22 protein-coding genes and 1 pseudogene are annotated in these 16426 nt (G+C 39.9%); 10 read left to right on the top strand and 13 right to left on the bottom strand.

Annotated features, from left to right (window positions below):
- Positions 1-167: 167 nt before the first annotated feature.
- Positions 168-1346 (bottom strand): SAM-dependent methyltransferase, encoded by a 1179-nt coding sequence (locus IV80_RS03565; protein WP_057749610.1) that lies wholly within the window; start codon positions 1344-1346, stop codon positions 168-170.
- A 183-nt stretch (positions 1347-1529) separates the two neighbouring features.
- Between IV80_RS03565 and IV80_RS03560 the strand changes: the two genes are divergently transcribed.
- Both IV80_RS03560 and IV80_RS03555 read left to right on the top strand, forming a co-directional pair.
- Positions 1530-2447, top strand: a complete 918-nt coding sequence (locus tag IV80_RS03560; protein ID WP_057749607.1) for a hypothetical protein — start codon at positions 1530-1532, stop codon at positions 2445-2447.
- Positions 2448-2554: 107 nt separating this feature from the next.
- Complete coding sequence (locus IV80_RS03555) at positions 2555-3244, top strand: 2,3-diphosphoglycerate-dependent phosphoglycerate mutase (RefSeq protein ID WP_057749604.1); 690 nt, start codon at positions 2555-2557, stop codon at positions 3242-3244.
- Between the two features lie 70 nt (positions 3245-3314).
- Here IV80_RS03555 and IV80_RS03550 read toward each other — a convergent pair whose 3' ends face one another.
- The 5 genes from IV80_RS03550 to IV80_RS03530 all read right to left on the bottom strand — a co-directional run bounded on the left by IV80_RS03550 (position 3315) and on the right by IV80_RS03530 (position 7349).
- Entirely contained in the window at positions 3315-3995 is a 681-nt protein-coding gene (locus IV80_RS03550) for a DUF1129 domain-containing protein (RefSeq protein WP_057749602.1), read from the bottom strand.
- Positions 3992-4324 carry a PadR family transcriptional regulator gene (locus tag IV80_RS03545; RefSeq protein ID WP_057749600.1) on the bottom strand — a complete coding sequence of 111 codons (333 nt, stop codon included), beginning with the start codon at positions 4322-4324 and terminating at the stop codon, positions 3992-3994. Before IV80_RS03545 ends, IV80_RS03550 begins: the two co-directional genes overlap by 4 nt.
- Positions 4325-4778: 454 nt before the next feature.
- A complete protein-coding gene (locus IV80_RS03540) occupies positions 4779-5459 on the bottom strand; it encodes an NADPH-dependent F420 reductase (RefSeq protein ID WP_147186372.1) in 681 nt (226 codons plus the stop codon).
- Positions 5456-6511 carry an LLM class flavin-dependent oxidoreductase gene (locus IV80_RS03535; protein WP_057749594.1) on the bottom strand — a complete coding sequence of 352 codons (1056 nt, stop codon included), beginning with the start codon at positions 6509-6511 and terminating at the stop codon, positions 5456-5458. Before IV80_RS03535 ends, IV80_RS03540 begins: the two co-directional genes overlap by 4 nt.
- Positions 6512-6764: 253 nt before the next feature.
- A complete protein-coding gene (locus IV80_RS03530) occupies positions 6765-7349 on the bottom strand; it encodes a LysM peptidoglycan-binding domain-containing protein (protein WP_147186373.1) in 585 nt (194 codons plus the stop codon).
- A gap of 522 nt (positions 7350-7871) precedes the next feature.
- Here IV80_RS03530 and IV80_RS03525 point away from each other — a divergent pair.
- The 5 genes from IV80_RS03525 to IV80_RS03505 all read left to right on the top strand — a co-directional run bounded on the left by IV80_RS03525 (position 7872) and on the right by IV80_RS03505 (position 11124).
- The gene (locus tag IV80_RS03525; RefSeq protein ID WP_057749588.1) at positions 7872-8549 is read left to right on the top strand and encodes an Ig-like domain-containing protein; all 678 of its coding nucleotides are present in this window, start codon (positions 7872-7874) and stop codon (positions 8547-8549) included.
- Positions 8550-8719: 170 nt separating this feature from the next.
- Positions 8720-9406, top strand: a complete 687-nt coding sequence (locus tag IV80_RS03520; protein ID WP_057749585.1) for a transposase — start codon at positions 8720-8722, stop codon at positions 9404-9406.
- Positions 9407-9478: 72 nt separating this feature from the next.
- Positions 9479-9730: an IS3 family transposase gene (locus tag IV80_RS03515; protein ID WP_057749582.1), complete on the top strand. Its 252-nt coding sequence runs from the start codon at positions 9479-9481 to the stop codon at positions 9728-9730.
- A 5-nt stretch (positions 9731-9735) separates the two neighbouring features.
- On the top strand, positions 9736-10524 hold the full coding sequence (locus IV80_RS03510) for an IS3 family transposase (protein ID WP_338045650.1): 789 nt from the start codon (positions 9736-9738) through the stop codon (positions 10522-10524).
- A gap of 237 nt (positions 10525-10761) precedes the next feature.
- Positions 10762-11124, top strand: coding sequence for an SGNH/GDSL hydrolase family protein (locus IV80_RS03505; RefSeq protein ID WP_186806049.1), 363 nt, complete (start codon positions 10762-10764; stop codon positions 11122-11124).
- 128 nt (positions 11125-11252) lie between these two features.
- On the opposite strand, the gene IV80_RS03500 is transcribed toward IV80_RS03505, so the two are convergent.
- The gene (locus tag IV80_RS03500; RefSeq protein ID WP_057749576.1) at positions 11253-11813 is read right to left on the bottom strand and encodes a hypothetical protein; all 561 of its coding nucleotides are present in this window, start codon (positions 11811-11813) and stop codon (positions 11253-11255) included.
- 245 nt (positions 11814-12058) lie between these two features.
- Between IV80_RS03500 and IV80_RS03495 the strand changes: the two genes are divergently transcribed.
- Both IV80_RS03495 and IV80_RS10260 read left to right on the top strand, forming a co-directional pair.
- Positions 12059-12955 carry a diacylglycerol/lipid kinase family protein gene (locus tag IV80_RS03495; RefSeq protein ID WP_057749573.1) on the top strand — a complete coding sequence of 299 codons (897 nt, stop codon included), beginning with the start codon at positions 12059-12061 and terminating at the stop codon, positions 12953-12955.
- A 117-nt stretch (positions 12956-13072) separates the two neighbouring features.
- A pseudogene (locus IV80_RS10260) lies at positions 13073-13162 on the top strand (IS30 family transposase); the annotation flags it as partial.
- A gap of 41 nt (positions 13163-13203) precedes the next feature.
- Here IV80_RS10260 and IV80_RS03490 read toward each other — a convergent pair.
- From IV80_RS03490 to amaP, 6 genes are all read right to left on the bottom strand, one after another.
- Complete coding sequence (locus tag IV80_RS03490; protein WP_057749570.1) at positions 13204-13671, bottom strand: Dps family protein; 468 nt, start codon at positions 13669-13671, stop codon at positions 13204-13206.
- Positions 13672-13857: 186 nt separating this feature from the next.
- Positions 13858-13998: a hypothetical protein gene (locus IV80_RS10155; protein WP_003681696.1), complete on the bottom strand. Its 141-nt coding sequence runs from the start codon at positions 13996-13998 to the stop codon at positions 13858-13860.
- Between the two features lie 12 nt (positions 13999-14010).
- Positions 14011-14262, bottom strand: coding sequence for a GlsB/YeaQ/YmgE family stress response membrane protein (locus tag IV80_RS03485; RefSeq protein ID WP_003680323.1), 252 nt, complete (start codon positions 14260-14262; stop codon positions 14011-14013).
- Positions 14263-14276: 14 nt separating this feature from the next.
- Complete coding sequence (locus IV80_RS03480; protein ID WP_057749568.1) at positions 14277-14819, bottom strand: Asp23/Gls24 family envelope stress response protein; 543 nt, start codon at positions 14817-14819, stop codon at positions 14277-14279.
- 27 nt (positions 14820-14846) lie between these two features.
- Positions 14847-15032: a DUF2273 domain-containing protein gene (locus IV80_RS03475; RefSeq protein ID WP_003596522.1), complete on the bottom strand. Its 186-nt coding sequence runs from the start codon at positions 15030-15032 to the stop codon at positions 14847-14849.
- Positions 15033-15043: 11 nt separating this feature from the next.
- Positions 15044-15604 (bottom strand): alkaline shock response membrane anchor protein AmaP, encoded by a 561-nt coding sequence (gene amaP, locus IV80_RS03470; protein ID WP_057749565.1) that lies wholly within the window; start codon positions 15602-15604, stop codon positions 15044-15046.
- A gap of 197 nt (positions 15605-15801) precedes the next feature.
- On the opposite strand from amaP, the gene IV80_RS03465 reads away from it, so the two are divergent.
- Positions 15802-16389 (top strand): recombinase family protein, encoded by a 588-nt coding sequence (locus tag IV80_RS03465; protein WP_003596518.1) that lies wholly within the window; start codon positions 15802-15804, stop codon positions 16387-16389.
- Positions 16390-16426 lie beyond the last annotated feature (37 nt).

The raw sequence follows: 16426 nt of genomic DNA, 5'->3' as shown, positions 1-16426 counted from the left end.
AACAGTTTGAGCAGAATGAGAAGTTGCGTGACTTCTGATTCTGCTTTTTTTGTTGAAACGTTTTTGATTTTGAAGAAACTCGTTTCGAGAACTAGTGCAAAAAAATAGAAGCATACCGAATGGCAAAATCTGCTACCGGTATGTTTCTATTTTTGAATACATTAACTTTATTTGTACATATATGCTCTTGTCATTGGCAATACATTGCTGGTGGCACCGGCACCTTTAGTTAAAAGATACTGGATTACATCAATATTACCTGACTCAAATGATGCTGAACAAGCTTGTAAATACAAGTCCCACATTCTGACAAAGCGTTCGTCAAACATTTCTTTGACTTCTTCACGATGAGCATTAAAATTCTTATCCCAAATTTCAGTCGTTTTTTGATAATGACGACGTAAAGGTTCTAAGTCATCGATCTGTAAGTCATTTTCAATGATGTGATGAATGTTCTCTTCCAAACCTGGAACATAGCCACCTGGGAAGATCCATTTATTCAACCACCCATTATTGGCACCACCTTGTTGACGCGTGATACCGTGGATCAAAGCAACGCCATCATTTTTCAGGTAGTCAGCCACACATTTGAAGTAAGTCTGAAGATTTTCCTTACCCACGTGTTCAAACATGCCGACACTCGTAATATAATCAAATTGCTCGTCTTTGATTTCACGATAATCTTGTAAACGAACTTCGGCCACATTTTCCAATCCTTCGTCTTTGATGCGTTTGTTGACGAAATTATACTGTTCTTGAGAAAGGGTTACACCAACGACACGTAAATCGTATTCTTTAGCGGCCGTTAGCATTAAGGTTCCCCAACCGCAACCAATGTCTAATAGGGTTCGTCTTGGCTGTGGGTTTAATTTGTTTAAGATATGATGAACTTTATTAATTTGTGCCGTTTCAAGGTCATCTGTATCTTTTTCAAAGTAAGCACATGAATAAGTCATGGTTGGATCCAACCATAATTTATAAAAGTTGTTACCAATATCGTAATGATCTTGGACATCGGATTTGCTTTCTTTTTCATCGTGTTTTTGCTTCGGAAGAAAGTGGATAAATTTTTTGTTATGGAAAAAACTACCAGCTGTTTCGTATGCTGAAGTTAATAACTTCTGGATACTACCATCAATTTCAATTTTGCCGTCCATGTAGCCTTCTCCCAAAGCAATGGATGCGTTATTGAGCAATTGTTTGACGGGAATAGCCTCTTTCAAGGTCACAGTTACTTCTGGGGTACCATCTCCATATACCGCAGAACTGCCATCCCAAAAATTAACTTTGATCGGGATATTGAAGGAGTGCTTAAAAAATGTTTTGTAAAATTTCTTCTCTAACATCGATTCGAATCCTTTCCTCTTACTAAAATTCAAGATTAAACATGATTATTATACGCTCCTCGTTTTCATTTTTCGAATCTTAAGTTCAATTAAGAAACAAGAAAGCGATTTTAAAACCAAGAACATGCTATAATTATTTTATATGTTGGCATTCAATGGCCGATAGATTTGGGGGTGGCACGTTTGAAAAGATGGACATGGGTAATTGCAACACTTGTGGTGATTTTATTAGTTGGGGGCTACGCTTTTTCCCGACACCAATCAATTGAAAAACAGTACCATCTGGAGATGACAAATGCTGAAGCTGCCATTAAAGACAACAATTATACAGCTGCAGAGAATTATTTCCAGGATGCTTTGACGCGACGAAATAACGATAAAATTGCGACACATCGGTTGAAACAAACCAAGATTTTTGTGAACGCGATGTCTCAACTTGAGAAACATCACTTTGCAACTTCTAAAAAGACGTTTGCGCAAGTCTACAAAATTCATGATGGGTCGCAAACGCTGAATACACGTGCGCACCAAAAAATTAAAGAAATTAATCAGGTTCAAAAAAATAGAACTAAATATAACAAAATTTTGAAATATGCGCGTGAATTAAATGTGGCACAGGAGTTTAGCGTGTCTAATGAACAATTAGATCGCTTGTTTAATGATAAGACGTTCAAAAAGGGTTATTACACGGATTTATGGAAATCTGCTAAACAATTGCAAAAAAGCAACAAAACTGGTCTATCACAAGTTGTCATGCCAGGGTCAACGAACGATAACGCATCACAAAGCTCTGCAAATAACAATTCGCAGCAAAACCAAACACAAAATAATAATCCCAATAGTGGCGTTTCAAGTTTACCAGAACCAAATTTGAGTTCTTCAGAACAGCAAGCAGCTAATAATTATTCTGGTTCAAATGAGTTTACAGTTACTAAGAAAGATACAGAACTCAATGGAAAGGTCATTAGCCAAGATCAGATTAATCAGGCTCGTCAGCAATTGGGAAATAAGTCGGGTCAGTTGAGTGATCAAGATGTCCGTAATTTGATTAAAGAAGCTGCGCAAAAGGGCATTTCGGTGAGTGAAGCGCTTCAACAATAGAAGAAAGTGTTAAGTTTGTCACAGGTGCGAATTCCGCCTGCAAATTATTTGGTTTTAGTGTAAAATGGTTACTGTAAACTTAAAAAAGAAAGAGGTTTTCTTACATTATGGCAAAACTAGTATTAATCCGTCATGGTCAAAGTGAATGGAACTTGTCTAACCAATTTACTGGCTGGGTCGACGTTGACTTAAGCGAAAAGGGTGTTGAACAAGCTAAGAACGCTGGTAAGTTAATCAAAGAAGCTGGCATTGAATTTGATTATGCTTTCACTTCAGTATTAACTCGTGCAATCAAAACTTTGCACTATGCTTTGGAAGAATCCGACCAACTTTGGATTCCAGAAGTTAAGACATGGCGCTTGAACGAACGTCACTATGGTGCATTACAAGGTAAGAACAAGGCTAAAGCAGCTGAAAAATGGGGCGACGAACAAGTTCATATTTGGCGTCGTTCATACGATGTGTTGCCTCCATTGTTGGATGCAGATGCAGAAGGTTCAGCAGCTAACGACCGTCGTTACGCTAACTTAGATCCACGGATGATTCCTGGTGGCGAAAACCTTAAAGTTACTTTGGAACGTGTCATTCCTTTCTGGGAAGATGAAATTGCACCTAAGTTATTAGATGGCAAGAATGTAATTATTGCCGCACATGGTAACTCATTACGTGCTTTGAGCAAGTACATCGAAAACATTTCAGACGAAGATATTATGAATCTTGAAATGGCAACTGGCGAACCAGTTGTTTATGACTTCAACGACAAACTTGAAGTTCAAAATAAAACAAAGCTTGACTAATTTATAGCAAGTCGTAAAAGAGGTAGGGAAAATTATTTTCCTACCTCTTTTTGTTTACGAATTTTTCAAATTAAGACCGTTGGTTTCGAGAATAGTGCTGGCTAGCAAGAGTATAAAAGAAATAACAAAGTGTTGCAATCAAGATGAATCCTAGTATGAACAAATTCCACGGCGATGGCAAAACAAAAATAGGTCCGATTGAGAAAAGATTATTGATCAAGAGAATGATACCTACACAAAATAAAAAGATGAAACCGACTGCTAATTTAGGCAGCAGAGCTTGTCGTCGGCTGGGATTCTTTGAATAGATTGATTTATGTAAAATTCTGAAAACCAATTGGATTGCGATGAGTTCTAATAAAGGAACCAAAATAAAAGCTAGTAAGTTTAATTCCATGCCTACTGAGGTGTGATTACTACTGAGTAAGAGGAAAAACCAACTCATAATAATGATTAACGAACTCATTGAAAGCCGATCGCGAACTTTGGGACTTGGTAACTCAGACAAAATTTCGTTGGCCATTGTTTGAGGATCCTTACCAAATAAATTGATGGCATCTGAATGCTCTTTTTCGGCATCAATGAGATCTTGTAGCATACTCAATAATTGTAGATTAATAGTTTCTTCATTATAAAAGACATTCTGACTTAGAATATAGGTTTGTAATTTTTCGAAATAGACCAAGTCAGACTTATGAAGCTGTTTTTTTAGTTGATTAATTTCATGTTGATACTGGTTGGCCTTTTTCATAGGTTGTCATCCGCCTTTTTTAAAATTTTGTCGACATGATTTTTCAATTGAAACCACTGCTGATTAAATGTATGGAGTGTGCGAATACCTTGAGTTGTAATCACATAATATTTTCGATCAGGGCCATCTGCAGAGGGCTTTACAATACTCTGAAGATCACCATTTTTTTCGAGCTTTATCAAAAGTGGATAAAGTGTGCCCCCTACAATTGTGGTGAAGCCATTTTGGTGTAAAGCTTGAATTAGTTCATAGCCATAAATTTCACCTTGAGCGGTAATCGCCAAGACACAGCCTTCTAGCACGCCTTTAATGAGTTGTGTTTGTTTCATACGTTCACTTCCAACTAGATAGTTTTACTACATAGTTATTGTAGCAGACCGTAACTAAGTTGTAAAGCAACCTAGCTGATTTTAATTAAAGAGTGCGTGGGTCGTTTTATGTAGGGGTAACGGAGCTATAAGGACTCCTGAAGGGATCGCTGGAGCATTAAAAAGAACCCCAGTGTTGAGAGATGTTATTAAGAAGGTATAGCACTACTAGATACAAAACAATCTGCAGAAAATTACGTAAAGACAGTTAGTGAATTAGCGCCTGTCATTTCAACATACTGGCTTCAAATGCATGTGCTTGCTATAAGATTAGCCGAAATGACACTGAGGTGCGAAACAATGGCAACGGCATATTGTTCTTTTCGACAATATTTAAGTCACTTAGGTATTATCTGATAATAAAAAACACTACCTGAAATTTTGTTGCACTTCAGATAGTGTTTTGGTAATTAATTTATTTTTGAGAAGCTGCCACTTGTTTACCAAATTCAGTTTCATTGAAATGATCGATAATGTGTTTCAATTCATCGTACTTTAAACTTGCCCCGAATAAAGGACTGCCAGGTTCAGTCATAATGCCATCAGCCAGGTTGTAATGAACAACCTGATCAAACCCCATGGTATCAACAAAGTGAGCGACTTCATCCACAGCTTTATGATCGTCACCGGTGACAAATAAAGCTTTGCGCTTTGGATTGCCTTTTGGACGGGCATCTTCTTGTAAGTTATGGTAACCCATATGATTGAAAGCTTTCACAATGGTCGTGTCCTTGAAGTAAGCCTGGACTTGTTCACTGGAAGTGGAATCGGGTTCTAAGACCTCTTCACGAATGCCATCAGTTTCCCACCAATAATTCATGGCGTCGATAACTAACTTACCCTTTAATAATTGTGGATCAATGTTTTTGTAACGACTCAGGGGGATTGCTAACAAAATAATGTCGCTGTTTTCCACAACGTCACGATTTTCTGAAGCAATCGCTCCAGGAACGAGCGTCTTAATGATAAGGTCGATTTTTTTAACGGTTCCTGAGCCAGAAATTCGGACTTCATAGCCAGCGTCTAAAGCCAAACCGGCTAGCACAATTCCAACTTTTCCGGCGCCAAGAATGCCAACACGTTTGATGGTCATTATTTTGCGGCCTCCTTTGCCTTCAAAATTTCTTTGACGCGGGGGATGACCTTAGTTGCGTAAAGTTCAATCATACGTTCACGTTGGGCAGCTGTTTGGTTACCGGCACCATAGACGAGGTCAAACCGGCCTAAGTCCAGCAGATCAATTGTACGTGCAATTCGGTTTGCCACAACTTCAGGCGTACCGACATAGAAAGAACCAACCTGTGTTTCATGGTCGAATTGTTCACGACTCATCGGTGCCCAGCCGCGGGTTAAACCAATGCGGTCAAAGTTAGCTTTGATGTTTTTAAACGCAACTTCAAGTGCTTCGTCTTCGTTATCCGCAATAAATCCATGGGAATGAACCGCAATTGGATATTCCGGCATATTAAGCTGTTTCGCTGCTTTGTGGTATAAGTCGATATATGGCTTGAAGCGATCCGCTTGCCCACCGATGATGGCAATGATGACCTTATATCCAAAACGAACGGCACGGATAATTGACTCTGGGGAACCCCCGATTCCAATATAGGTTTCTAACTCGCCATTTTCAGTTTTGGGGTAAACTTCTTGATTTTTTAGGCTAGGGCGAAATTTACCGGACCAGGTAACCGCCTTTTCAGTACGCAGCATGTCATAGAGACTCAGCTTTTCGTTGAAGAGGTCGTCGTAATCGGTAAGATCGTATCCAAATAGAGGAAATGATTCTGTGAAGGAACCACGACCCAGCATAACTTGTGCACGGCCATTTGACAGGCCGTCAAGAGTAGCGAAGCGTTCATAAACGCGGACGGGATCGTCAGAGCTTAATACAGTGACGGCGGTAGCTAATTTAATTTGTTTGGTTACTGAAGCAATGGCAGCCAGAACAGTTTCTGGGCTGGAAACACTATAGTCAGGGCGGTGATGTTCGCCAACGCCGATGACATTGATGCCATACTTATCTGCGATTTCGCCTTCGTGTATGATTTGGCGGATAGATTCAGCAGCAGACTTGAGGCTGCCGTCTTCATTGGCCACAATGTCACCAAAAGTTTCAATTCCGAATTCTAATTTGTTTACGTCTACCATAAGGATTACGCCTCCATTCATTTTACTTACTTTTTGTAAGTTGTTGAAATAAGAATATTATAGTATAGCGAAAAAAGCAAGCAAATAGTGTTAAAAAAATGAATAGCGCCACTTTACATGGAAAAAGTCATTTTTAAACATGTTAGAGTTCTAACCGAAAAAGAAGCTCTGCCCGTTGAACTAATTGACGACACAAAAAAAGAGCGACAACGATAATTCGTTGCAGCTCTTATCCTGAAAGTTGAATTTTAAATTAAAGTGCCCAAGCAGCCATGCCTTGTGCGTTGAAAAGACTAACTGCGGCATCTACTTGTTCTTCAACGGAACCACTGCTAATGTGCATATTTTGGAACAAACCATAAGCACCACTAGTACTGTTACGAACAGTTGGTTGCCAGTTAGATTCACGAGTGATGATTGTGTTCCAAGTTGAAGCAGAAACACCAGTGCGTGATTCCATCTGACTTAAGACGTAGCTCTTCAAATTGCTACCTGTGTAAGTAGAAGTTGTTGAACTTGTACTTGCTGTTTTGGTTGTAGTAGCGGTTTGTGTGCTAGCTGCCTTTTTAGCAACTGTTTTTTTGATTGGTTTTGGTGTTGCAGTTGCTGCTTTCTTACCAATTGTTAATTTTTGGCCTGGGATAATTAAATGACCTTTAATGTTGTTTGCTTTTTCGATGCTATTAATACTTGTGTTGTATTTTTGCGAAATGGCCCAAACTGAATCACCTGATTTTACAGTGTAAGTTGAGCTTGCATTAGCACTAACCGTGCCAGCAAAGAATAAACCTAAGGCTGCTGTAGCTGTTGTCAATAATGTTGCGAATTTTTTCAAAATATACACTCCTATTTATTGTCAAGTTTTAATTAACGCCTATTGGTTAATCAATAGTAACAATCATAGCGAATGCTTGTTACCCGATAGTATCACGAATTTTAAAAACAGATTCCAAAATGTTTCAATATTTGCCTTTTTTGTCATCTTTGTAATATTTGTAATCTCGGAATTTTAAACAAATCCCCATACAACGCTGATTATGACCGAAACAATGTAAAAAATATTACAAGTTCCAAGAAAATGATATTGTAAAATTTTGTGATATTAGAGACAAAAATGAAGAATTTCCTTCTTTTTGGCGAATAACAAGAGGTGTTCAAACACCAATTTTGAAACAAAACGGCTATTTTTGAAAACAAGTTACTAAAATGAAATCAAAAAAGCATCCTTTGCATTGAAGAAGGAAGCCTTGTTAAATGATTTAAAGTTTCACAAATACATATAATAGAAGATTGCTATTAAAAAATTATGAAGTCATAACTTATAAATGGTATGATTATCTCATGGGGGATATACGAGACTATGAAAAGAATTTTAATTTGTTTGAGTACATTATTAATGCTAGTTGGGTTAATTGGGACATATCAGGGACGGGCACTAGCCTCAACCACCGACGCAGCAAGTTCATCTGCCTCGAGTCATTCGACTTCTAGTAGTGCTTCGAGTTCAGCTGATTCGTCAGCAGATAAGCAATCATCTGAATCATCTGCTGCGGACATACCGCGCTTAAGTCTTACAGGTAGTTCAACGGTGATTATTGGTGGTCGTGATCAGTTGAAGGGCAGCGTGACAAACGTTAAGGGCGCTACACCTGTCTGGTCTTCCAGTAACGTCAATGTGGCCACTGTGACTCAGGATGGATTGGTTGCAGGGAAAAAGGCTGGCAAAACCACCATCACGCTGTCTTATCAAGGACAAACAAAGCAAATGACAATCGTTGTACCTAAGCCTATTTTAAGGATTGTTGGAAGCCCAACTGTCAATGTGGGTGCTACTAGACAGTTAAAAGCTAGGGTCACTAATGTAAAGAATTCACGATTTACTTGGAAATCTAGCCGCTCCAGTGTGGCCACAGTTTCGCAACAGGGCTTAATAAAAGGAAAAAAAGCCGGGACGGTCACAATGACGCTCTCTTGTCAGGGAATAACTAAAAAAGTTAAGGTCAAAGTTTCTCAACAAACAAATAAGACATTAACCTGAAATATTCATAAAAAAAGAACTAATGCTAGTGAATCCTTGATATCACTGGCGTTAGCTCTTTTTATTTTGGCACCTTTTAAGTGCTAAAAAATGTTATGTAAAAAAGGAGTCCTTTCTGATATAGTTATTATCGTCTAAAAAACAACCAGGAAGGAAGGATCCCTTCTCATATGACAACTTTACAGGAAAACCAAGCACATTTCAATTCCAAATTACATATTTCTCACACTGGTGGTGAACTTTCAAGTGATGCGGGTTTAGTACTCATCAAAGAGGTCATACACAAACTTGATTTCGCAGACCTTGCTCAAAAATTAGTTTCATTTAAAGATCAACGACGCTATTACCAACACAGTAATGTTAGTCTAATGGAACAGCTATTACTACAGAAGATTGCTGGCTATGCCACCGATCAGGTTGCTACCAGTTTGCGTTTTGATCCTATTTTTAAATTGCTACTTGATAAGCCTGCTATAGCTTCACAGGCTGCTATTTCGCGGTTTTGGCAACGCTGTGATGAAACGACTATCACTTCTTTACAAGTGTTAAACCAGACTCTGCTTGACCGAGGACGCCTGACTACCAATCAAACGGAACTAATCATTGATGTTGATTCGACCCATTCTGATACCTTCGGTAATCAAGAAAGTAGTGATTTCAACGCTCATTATCAAACGAACGGCTTTCATCCATTGGTTGCCTTTGATGGCCAAAATGAAGCTTTTTTAGCGGCCCAATTGCGACCAGGTAATGTTTACACCAGTAAGGAAATTCACTCATTTTTAGAGCCTCTATTACAGCATTATCAAAATAGTCTACCTTGTACTGAAATCCTGGTCCGTGGAGATTGGATGTAAGCTGATTCCTGAGACAACTTTTAAGAGAGGGTATAATGAATAAATCATCTCTCAAAAGGAAGGAATTTTTACATGCCAACTCGTTACGACAAAGAATTCAAACAAAACATTATCAACCTATATAAGCAAGGCGAATCAGCTGCCCAACTGGCCAGAGAATATGGCATTGGCTATTCAACAGTTCATAAGTGGATCCAGGGCCAGGCCAAAACTCAATCCGGTAAATTGCCAGACGAAATCAAAGCGATGGAAAAGCGACTGGCTTCGCTGTCTGAGGAGAACGAAATCCTAAAAAAAGCCCTGGGCTTCCTTGCGCAGAAGTAACCAATATCTTTGATTACATTCACCAAGAAAGCCATCACCACCAGGTAACCAAGATGTGCCGAATCCTCGGTGCTTCCAGAGCTCAGTATTATCGTTATCGATCCCCCAAACCTTCAAAACGCCGAGCCGAAGATGCGGGCTTGAAACAACGGATTCTGCGGATCTTTGCGGAATTTAAGCAGCGATACGGTGTTATGAAGATCCACCATGAATTGAATCTGGAACTTCAACCACTGCAGCTTCGGTGCAGTCCACGACGGATTTCCCGGCTCATGAAGGAACTGGATATCCACTCCGTTACCGTCAATAAGTGGAAAGCGGCTTCGGCTTCCAAAACCAAGGTTGAACAGCGTCCCAACTTGCTTAAGCAGGATTTCTCGACCACTGGTTTAAATCAAAGATGGACCGCTGATATGACCTATATTCAAACGAAGCGTAATGGCTGGTGTTACTTATCAACCATCATGGACCTGCACTCACGACGGATTATCGGCTATTCGTTCTCAAAAAAGATGGCTACTGATTTAGTCTTAAAGACCCTTGAAAGCGCGGTTAAAAATCGAACCATTACTGGGGACCTGATTATCCATACGGATTTAGGATCACAGTATACCAGCGATGATTACAATCAACGTTTAACTGAGCTACATATCCGCCACTCATACAGCCGTAAGGGTTGTCCGTATGATAATGCGCCAATGGAATCCTTTCACGCTTCCCTCAAAAAGGAATGTGTTTATCCAGTGCCGGTCTTTGAAGATTATGAAACTGCCGCTGCCGTCCTTTTTGAATAGGTGCATGCTTTCTACAATAGGAAGAGCATTCATAGTTCACTGGGCTACCAGACCCCCTTACAAGTTGAAATTGCAACACTTACGAGCCAAATGGCCGCCTGATTTAATGCTTTCCAGGGTTCAAATAAGTTATTAATCGCGATTAATAACTTATTTGAGCTGTGGAAGGTAAACGCGGTTCTGAATGTCTCTTAAAATCTGTCTCAAATATTGACTTCAATCCAGCATGACAAGGCTATGGGGCAAGTTACGGGTGCACAACAGCGCCACGGCTTTGACGAAACGACGACGCTCGGAGCGATTGAAACAATCGTGGCCTATGTTCAACAGCATTGGGCGGTGCCAATCGTGTTCTTCACTTGTGTGCGAAAACACGATGCGAATTATGGTAAATTAGTGCAGCAATTGAAAGTCTTACAAAAAAAGTGGCACTTCACGATTATTGACCTCTGGCAAGATCCAGTGGTCAAAGCTGAAAATCGCGCCCAACCACTAGCAATGGTCGACGACGCTCATCCAACCCGATTAGGTTATCGGAATATCTGGACGCCAATTTTTCGGCAACAATTAACGGACGTGCTTCGCCAGTCGGAACCATAATCGTCAATCGATTTCGCGTTTTCAAGGCTTCCGTCGATAGTCTAAAGAAATAAACATAACGACCGGATGAACCTGTCATGTGATAGGCTCATCCGGTCGTTATGTTTTAGCTTACTTCAAATTTTAGGTTAGTCTGCGACTTCAATCTTCCCAACCGCAATTGGTAAGGTGACGTGTGCATCGTAGGCGCCAACTTCACCAGCAACGGTGGCTGGTAAAGCCAAGTCTTGTGGTACGCCGTGAATGTAGATGACCCGTTTGTCGAGTTCCAAGTCATCGGTACCAAAGACTTCTTTGAACTTCGCTTGCAAATCAGCTAATGGCACATCGATTTCGTAGGCAAAGTGGCCTTGGGCGTCAGCGACTGGGTAGTTATCATTTGGCACGTCCATGTGATGTGGGGCGTTGTCAAATGGCACCATCGTTGTCCCTGAGACTGGTTCAGTTTCTGGCAAGTCGACAAATCCGTCATGATTGGCATCCTGCGCCATCGTGGCAATTTGGGCCGCCTTACCATCTGGAAAACCGTGGAAATGTTCCCAGTGTTGCGTATTTGCAGGTGTATCAAACATTTCAATCGCCACGTGTAATTGGTCACCGTCTTCAACAAAGGTGGCAGTTCCATGGGGTGCCGTTCCAATGCCTTTTACGTTTAGTGGTACGATGTTAGCAACGTATTTTTTAGTCATGAATGATTCCTCCAATTCTTCATTATAAGTCCATTATATGCTATTCTAAACTTATTAAAATTGATATATGTCAAGAAAGGAAAATTTATGCACTCAAAAATGGATTGTATCACATTGACCCGACTAATTCAGTAATGATGCATATTATTTCCAGTCAAACTAGTGTTCAAGCTATACTGAGACTATCAAAAGCTTACTAAATAAGCGATGAATAAACTTAATTTTTTAATCAAGAGGCGATTGTCATGGCAACAACTTACGGCATTTTCTATAACGGACAAGCGGGTAATGGGCAAGCGGCAACCGTCGCCCATCAAACCGCGCAAGCGCTATCGAACCACGGCATTGAGTCTCAATTACTGACAACACCAGGAATCCCCCGGGCAATTGCGTTAATTAAGCAAACACTTCCTCAACTGTCAGCACTAATTGTTATTGGTGGAGATGGCACACTGAACGTTGCAATGACAGCCCTAATCCAAGCTGAAGCACATATTCGTATCGGCGTTATTCCCATGGGAACGGTTAATAATTTTGCAACCCGCTACCAGTTACCAACTGACCCCCAAGCGGCCATCGAACTAATTTGTACTCAGCCGGCGACCCAAGCAGTCGGCATGCTAGTTTGTAATCAACGCCGGGCAGTCGTGAGTTCACTGACATTCGGTAATTTGGCTGACATTTCCAATGAAGTTCGACAATCTGAGAAGCAGCGATTCGGTAAATTAAGCTATCTTTACCGTGCTATTCGCCATATGGGTCACAATAAGTCACTGCCAATTCGATATCAATTCAAACACGAAGGAAGCCACACCTTAAAAACATGGTTCTGTTTGATTACAACGACCAAATCAGTCGGTGGGCACGTCTATAGCGCGTCTGCTCCAGGAAAAATGCATATTAGTCTACTTAACAACATTGGCTGGCGGCAAGTAATTCCATATATTTGGTTCGCACTAACGGGGAACTTGCAAAACTCCAAGGCCATTACACAGCTAACGGCAACCAGTGCACGAATTACGAGTGCAACTGGTCAAGCCGTGACGACACGTATTGACGGAGACCCAGCGGTTAAACTGCCAATTGAATTGACCTATTTGACAGACCGCTTCGAATTGATCGTACCAACAGTCATCGAATAACGACGTATTTTTTATTAATGGCAGATTGTAAAATTAATCCGAACGCTGTTCGGACAAAAAAATCAGCTGCCTTTAAAATGGTGTTTACCACAAACCCATCTTTTAGGAGCTGATCTTTTGTCTAGTATAACCTATTCCGAACGAATTAAAATCGAAACCTTTTGTGAACTAGGGCTGTCCAATATCCAAATGGGCGTTCGGATTAATTTTACAATCTACTATAATCCTACCGATTTTTTAATATTATTTTATTCATCAATTTCCGGCGCCGACCCAAGCTCTGCCTGAATCATCCAGATTTTCTTCTCAATTGCGGTTTTGAGACCAATGAAAATATCTTGGGTACTGAAGTCTTTTTCAACATCGGATACTTCAATGCCGTGTTGGTAAAGGTCTTCCAAGTAACGATAGCCATCAACTAAGTGTGCGAGGCGTTCTGGGGTTGTTTTGTTCCATTCACCAGGCCAGTCTTGAATCTTAGTGTTTTCGGCCATTTCTTTTAAGGTCGAGTAAGGACTGCCATCAAGCGCAATCAGCCGTTCAGAAATGACATCGAGTTGGCTGTCAATTTCTTCCATGAACTCATCCATCAAGGGGTGCAACTTCAAAAAGTTGGGTCCACGCATGTACCAATGCGTCTGATGGATAATCATTGACATCTGGCTCAAATCGGCAACGAGTTGATTTAATACTGCTTTGGTTTTCGTATATTTCATTAGATTGATCTCCTTTAGATATGGTTATTATAACATAGTGGTAGCTTAATCTGAAACGTTATACACTGGCAAATTAAGTTATTTATAGCCCGTAGAATTAAGTCGTTTTGAAAAGATGGAGACGTTATATGGTAGATTGTAAAATTATTTACGTTCTAAGATGACTAATATAGATAATTTGGCTAATTATCCATGTAATTTTTGTTGCAACGTATCACCAATGCCATCTACCTTCTTAGCAGCCAAGACGGTGCCACCGATGAGAACACCACCTACAATGAGCGTAGAAGCGATCATAAACTTAAATACACTTTTCAAGACGTCCATAAAATTCCCCCCTTACTTTTTACTGGTTCGACCAACAACTAATGAAACAATCAGAACTAAAATAATTGCCCCGATGATCGATGGTATCAATGCCATGCCAGCTAATGAAGGGCCCCAAGTGCCAAGGAGCCCTTGGCCAATCCATGCACCAATCAAACCAGCTACGATGTTTGCAATCCAGCCCATAGCAGCACCACGGTTAGTGATTGCGCCAGCAATGGCACCAATGATTGCCCCGACGATTAATGACCAAATAAGTCCCATATTTACTCACTCCCTTAGATAACACGACTAGATTTATTGTCAGACTTTACTTTATCAACGCTGTCACCTAATGTTTCCTTCGATTTCTTTGCGCCCTTACTGACGGCTTCCTTCGTTTTGTCTGTGGCATCGCTCACGCGATCTTGCAGAGAAATCGAATCTTTTTCATGTTGCTCCTTTGTCTTGACATCAACAACATTCACATTTACCTCAATTACTTCTAATTCGGTCATATTCTTTACTTCCCGAACGATAACATTTTTGATCTTGTCATACAGTTTAGAAATATCAATGCCGTATTCAGCAACAATGTCGAGATCCACTGCAACCTGCTTTTTTCCAACCTCTACATCAATTCCTGATGTGACATCTGAAGTATTAACTAGTTTATCAGCAACATTTGCGAAAAAGCCGCCATCTACGGTTAATAAGCCATCTACTTCAGAAAGTGCGATACCAATGATCTTTTGAATAACCTTATCATCAAATGTTAAATTGCCTTTAACACCAGACTTTTCGTTAGTTGTTGTTTTCTCACTTGGCGTTCCATTCTGCATAATTTTTCCTCCTTATAATTCAAACAGTTATTTAAAAACATTTGTTAAGATACCAGTTTTTTGAATATAATAACCCGCGGTAATCCCGATTGCCATAAAAATCAAAACAAAAAGTGTCTTGAAAAATCCAAATGTGATGATAAGGACCGCTAAGAGCAATCCCATAATTCCACCAATTAGTGGCCAAAAATAGGCTTTAATGAGTTCGGTCACGTTATCACCTCCTAGACAACTCGAGATTTATGCACATTAGCGTCCAACTCATTAAAATCAACGAGTCTGATTTTAATTTTTTTCTGTTCAGAAATTCCAAGACAAATACGCAAATCTTTTTTTAATTGATTAAGAAAATTTGCAGTCTGTTTCTTGGCATTGACTGAATTTAGTAGATCACCCGATATTTTAAGTGTGATCCCTTTTCGTGATAACTTAGATGATACCTTGGGGTTGCCAATAAAGGGTTCATGTTGAAGTGCTGAAAGCGCAAAATGTTCAATAGCTTTCTTACTGACGGTCACTTGACCATCAGACTTTTGATGAAGATATAATGATTGTGACCGTGGCCAAAAAAGTGTGATAAGCAAAAAAATAATTAACAGTACCGCCAAAATTACTCCACTCCAAAAGAGGTATATCGGTTCGTACTGCTCCAACCAACCAAGCTTTAATGACATGGGAGTACTAGTACCAATGGCCGTTGACCAATTTTTAAAGACAAGAGCTATGGATAAAGGAAATGCAAGGATAATAACAACTACTATTAAAGCCTTAAATATAAATCGCAAATCATCACCACCTTTACCATCATTATAGCAGACAGGTAGTGATGATGAAATTATATGCACTTATAAGAAACCAATTAAAATTTTTATTTGACTAAACCAATCTGGCCACTAGGGTATACCCTAGTGGTCTTTTTTATTTCTGTGCTATACTAGGAATTACAAGTGTTCATTAGAACTGTCCAAAAGGAGAATTGGAAATGGCTAAAATCGGTTATGCGCGTGTGAGTTCCAAGGAGCAACATTTAGATCGACAGTTAGCGGCTTTAAAAGACGTTGATAAATTATTTACGGATAAATTAAGTGGGGCTAACACTAATCGGCCAGAACTGCAAAAAATGCTGGCCTATATTCGTGAGGGTGATATTGTAATGGTCACTGAATTAGATCGCTTAGGCAGAAACAACCATGATTTGACTAAGATCATGAACTCCATTCAAAATAAGGGTGCCACCCTAGATGTGTTGAATTTACCGTCCATGACAGGGATTGCTGACCCAAATTTACGTCAACTGATGACCAACTTGATTATTGAACTCTATAAGTATCAGGCCGAAAGTGAACGTAAGCGAATCATTGAGCGCCAGCAACAAGGGATTGCCTTAGCTAAGCAGCAGGGTAAATATCATGGGCGCAAACCCCAATATGCCAAAGATGATCCCCGTTTGCAACATGCTTTTAAGCTTTATCGAGCTGGCATGAGTGACATTGATGTGTCCCGAAATACAGGTATTAAACGGACGACCTTTATTCGATACCGTGTGAAATACGGTATTAAAAGAAAATAGGGCCCCCTTTTGGTTAGCACATGTTAACTGAAAGGGT

Origin of the sequence: Pediococcus cellicola (genome assembly GCF_001438655.1) — a bacterium.
GTDB lineage: Bacteria > Bacillota > Bacilli > Lactobacillales > Lactobacillaceae > Pediococcus > Pediococcus cellicola.
This window is presented reverse-complemented; position numbering and strand designations above follow the sequence as displayed.

Excerpts from the sequence above, each read along its gene's own strand:
- IV80_RS03555 (WP_057749604.1), top strand. The coding sequence starts at position 2,555 with ATGGCAAAACTAGTATTAATCCGTCATGGTCAAAGTGAATGGAACTTG.
- IV80_RS03490 (WP_057749570.1), bottom strand. The coding sequence starts at position 13,671 with ATGAAATATACGAAAACCAAAGCAGTATTAAATCAACTCGTTGCCGAT.
- IV80_RS03480 (WP_057749568.1), bottom strand. The coding sequence starts at position 14,819 with ATGCAGAATGGAACGCCAAGTGAGAAAACAACAACTAACGAAAAGTCT.
- IV80_RS03520 (WP_057749585.1), top strand. The coding sequence starts at position 8,720 with ATGACAACTTTACAGGAAAACCAAGCACATTTCAATTCCAAATTACAT.
- IV80_RS03525 (WP_057749588.1), top strand. The coding sequence starts at position 7,872 with ATGAAAAGAATTTTAATTTGTTTGAGTACATTATTAATGCTAGTTGGG.
- IV80_RS03495 (WP_057749573.1), top strand. The coding sequence starts at position 12,059 with ATGGCAACAACTTACGGCATTTTCTATAACGGACAAGCGGGTAATGGG.
- IV80_RS03500 (WP_057749576.1), bottom strand. The coding sequence starts at position 11,813 with ATGACTAAAAAATACGTTGCTAACATCGTACCACTAAACGTAAAAGGC.
- IV80_RS03545 (WP_057749600.1), bottom strand. The coding sequence starts at position 4,324 with ATGAAACAAACACAACTCATTAAAGGCGTGCTAGAAGGCTGTGTCTTG.
- IV80_RS03535 (WP_057749594.1), bottom strand. The coding sequence starts at position 6,511 with ATGGTAGACGTAAACAAATTAGAATTCGGAATTGAAACTTTTGGTGAC.
- IV80_RS03465 (WP_003596518.1), top strand. The coding sequence starts at position 15,802 with ATGGCTAAAATCGGTTATGCGCGTGTGAGTTCCAAGGAGCAACATTTA.
- IV80_RS10155 (WP_003681696.1), bottom strand. The coding sequence starts at position 13,998 with ATGGACGTCTTGAAAAGTGTATTTAAGTTTATGATCGCTTCTACGCTC.
- IV80_RS03515 (WP_057749582.1), top strand. The coding sequence starts at position 9,479 with ATGCCAACTCGTTACGACAAAGAATTCAAACAAAACATTATCAACCTA.
- IV80_RS03505 (WP_186806049.1), top strand. The coding sequence starts at position 10,762 with ATGGGGCAAGTTACGGGTGCACAACAGCGCCACGGCTTTGACGAAACG.
- IV80_RS03485 (WP_003680323.1), bottom strand. The coding sequence starts at position 14,262 with ATGGGACTTATTTGGTCATTAATCGTCGGGGCAATCATTGGTGCCATT.
- IV80_RS03550 (WP_057749602.1), bottom strand. The coding sequence starts at position 3,995 with ATGAAAAAGGCCAACCAGTATCAACATGAAATTAATCAACTAAAAAAA.
- IV80_RS03565 (WP_057749610.1), bottom strand. The coding sequence starts at position 1,346 with ATGTTAGAGAAGAAATTTTACAAAACATTTTTTAAGCACTCCTTCAAT.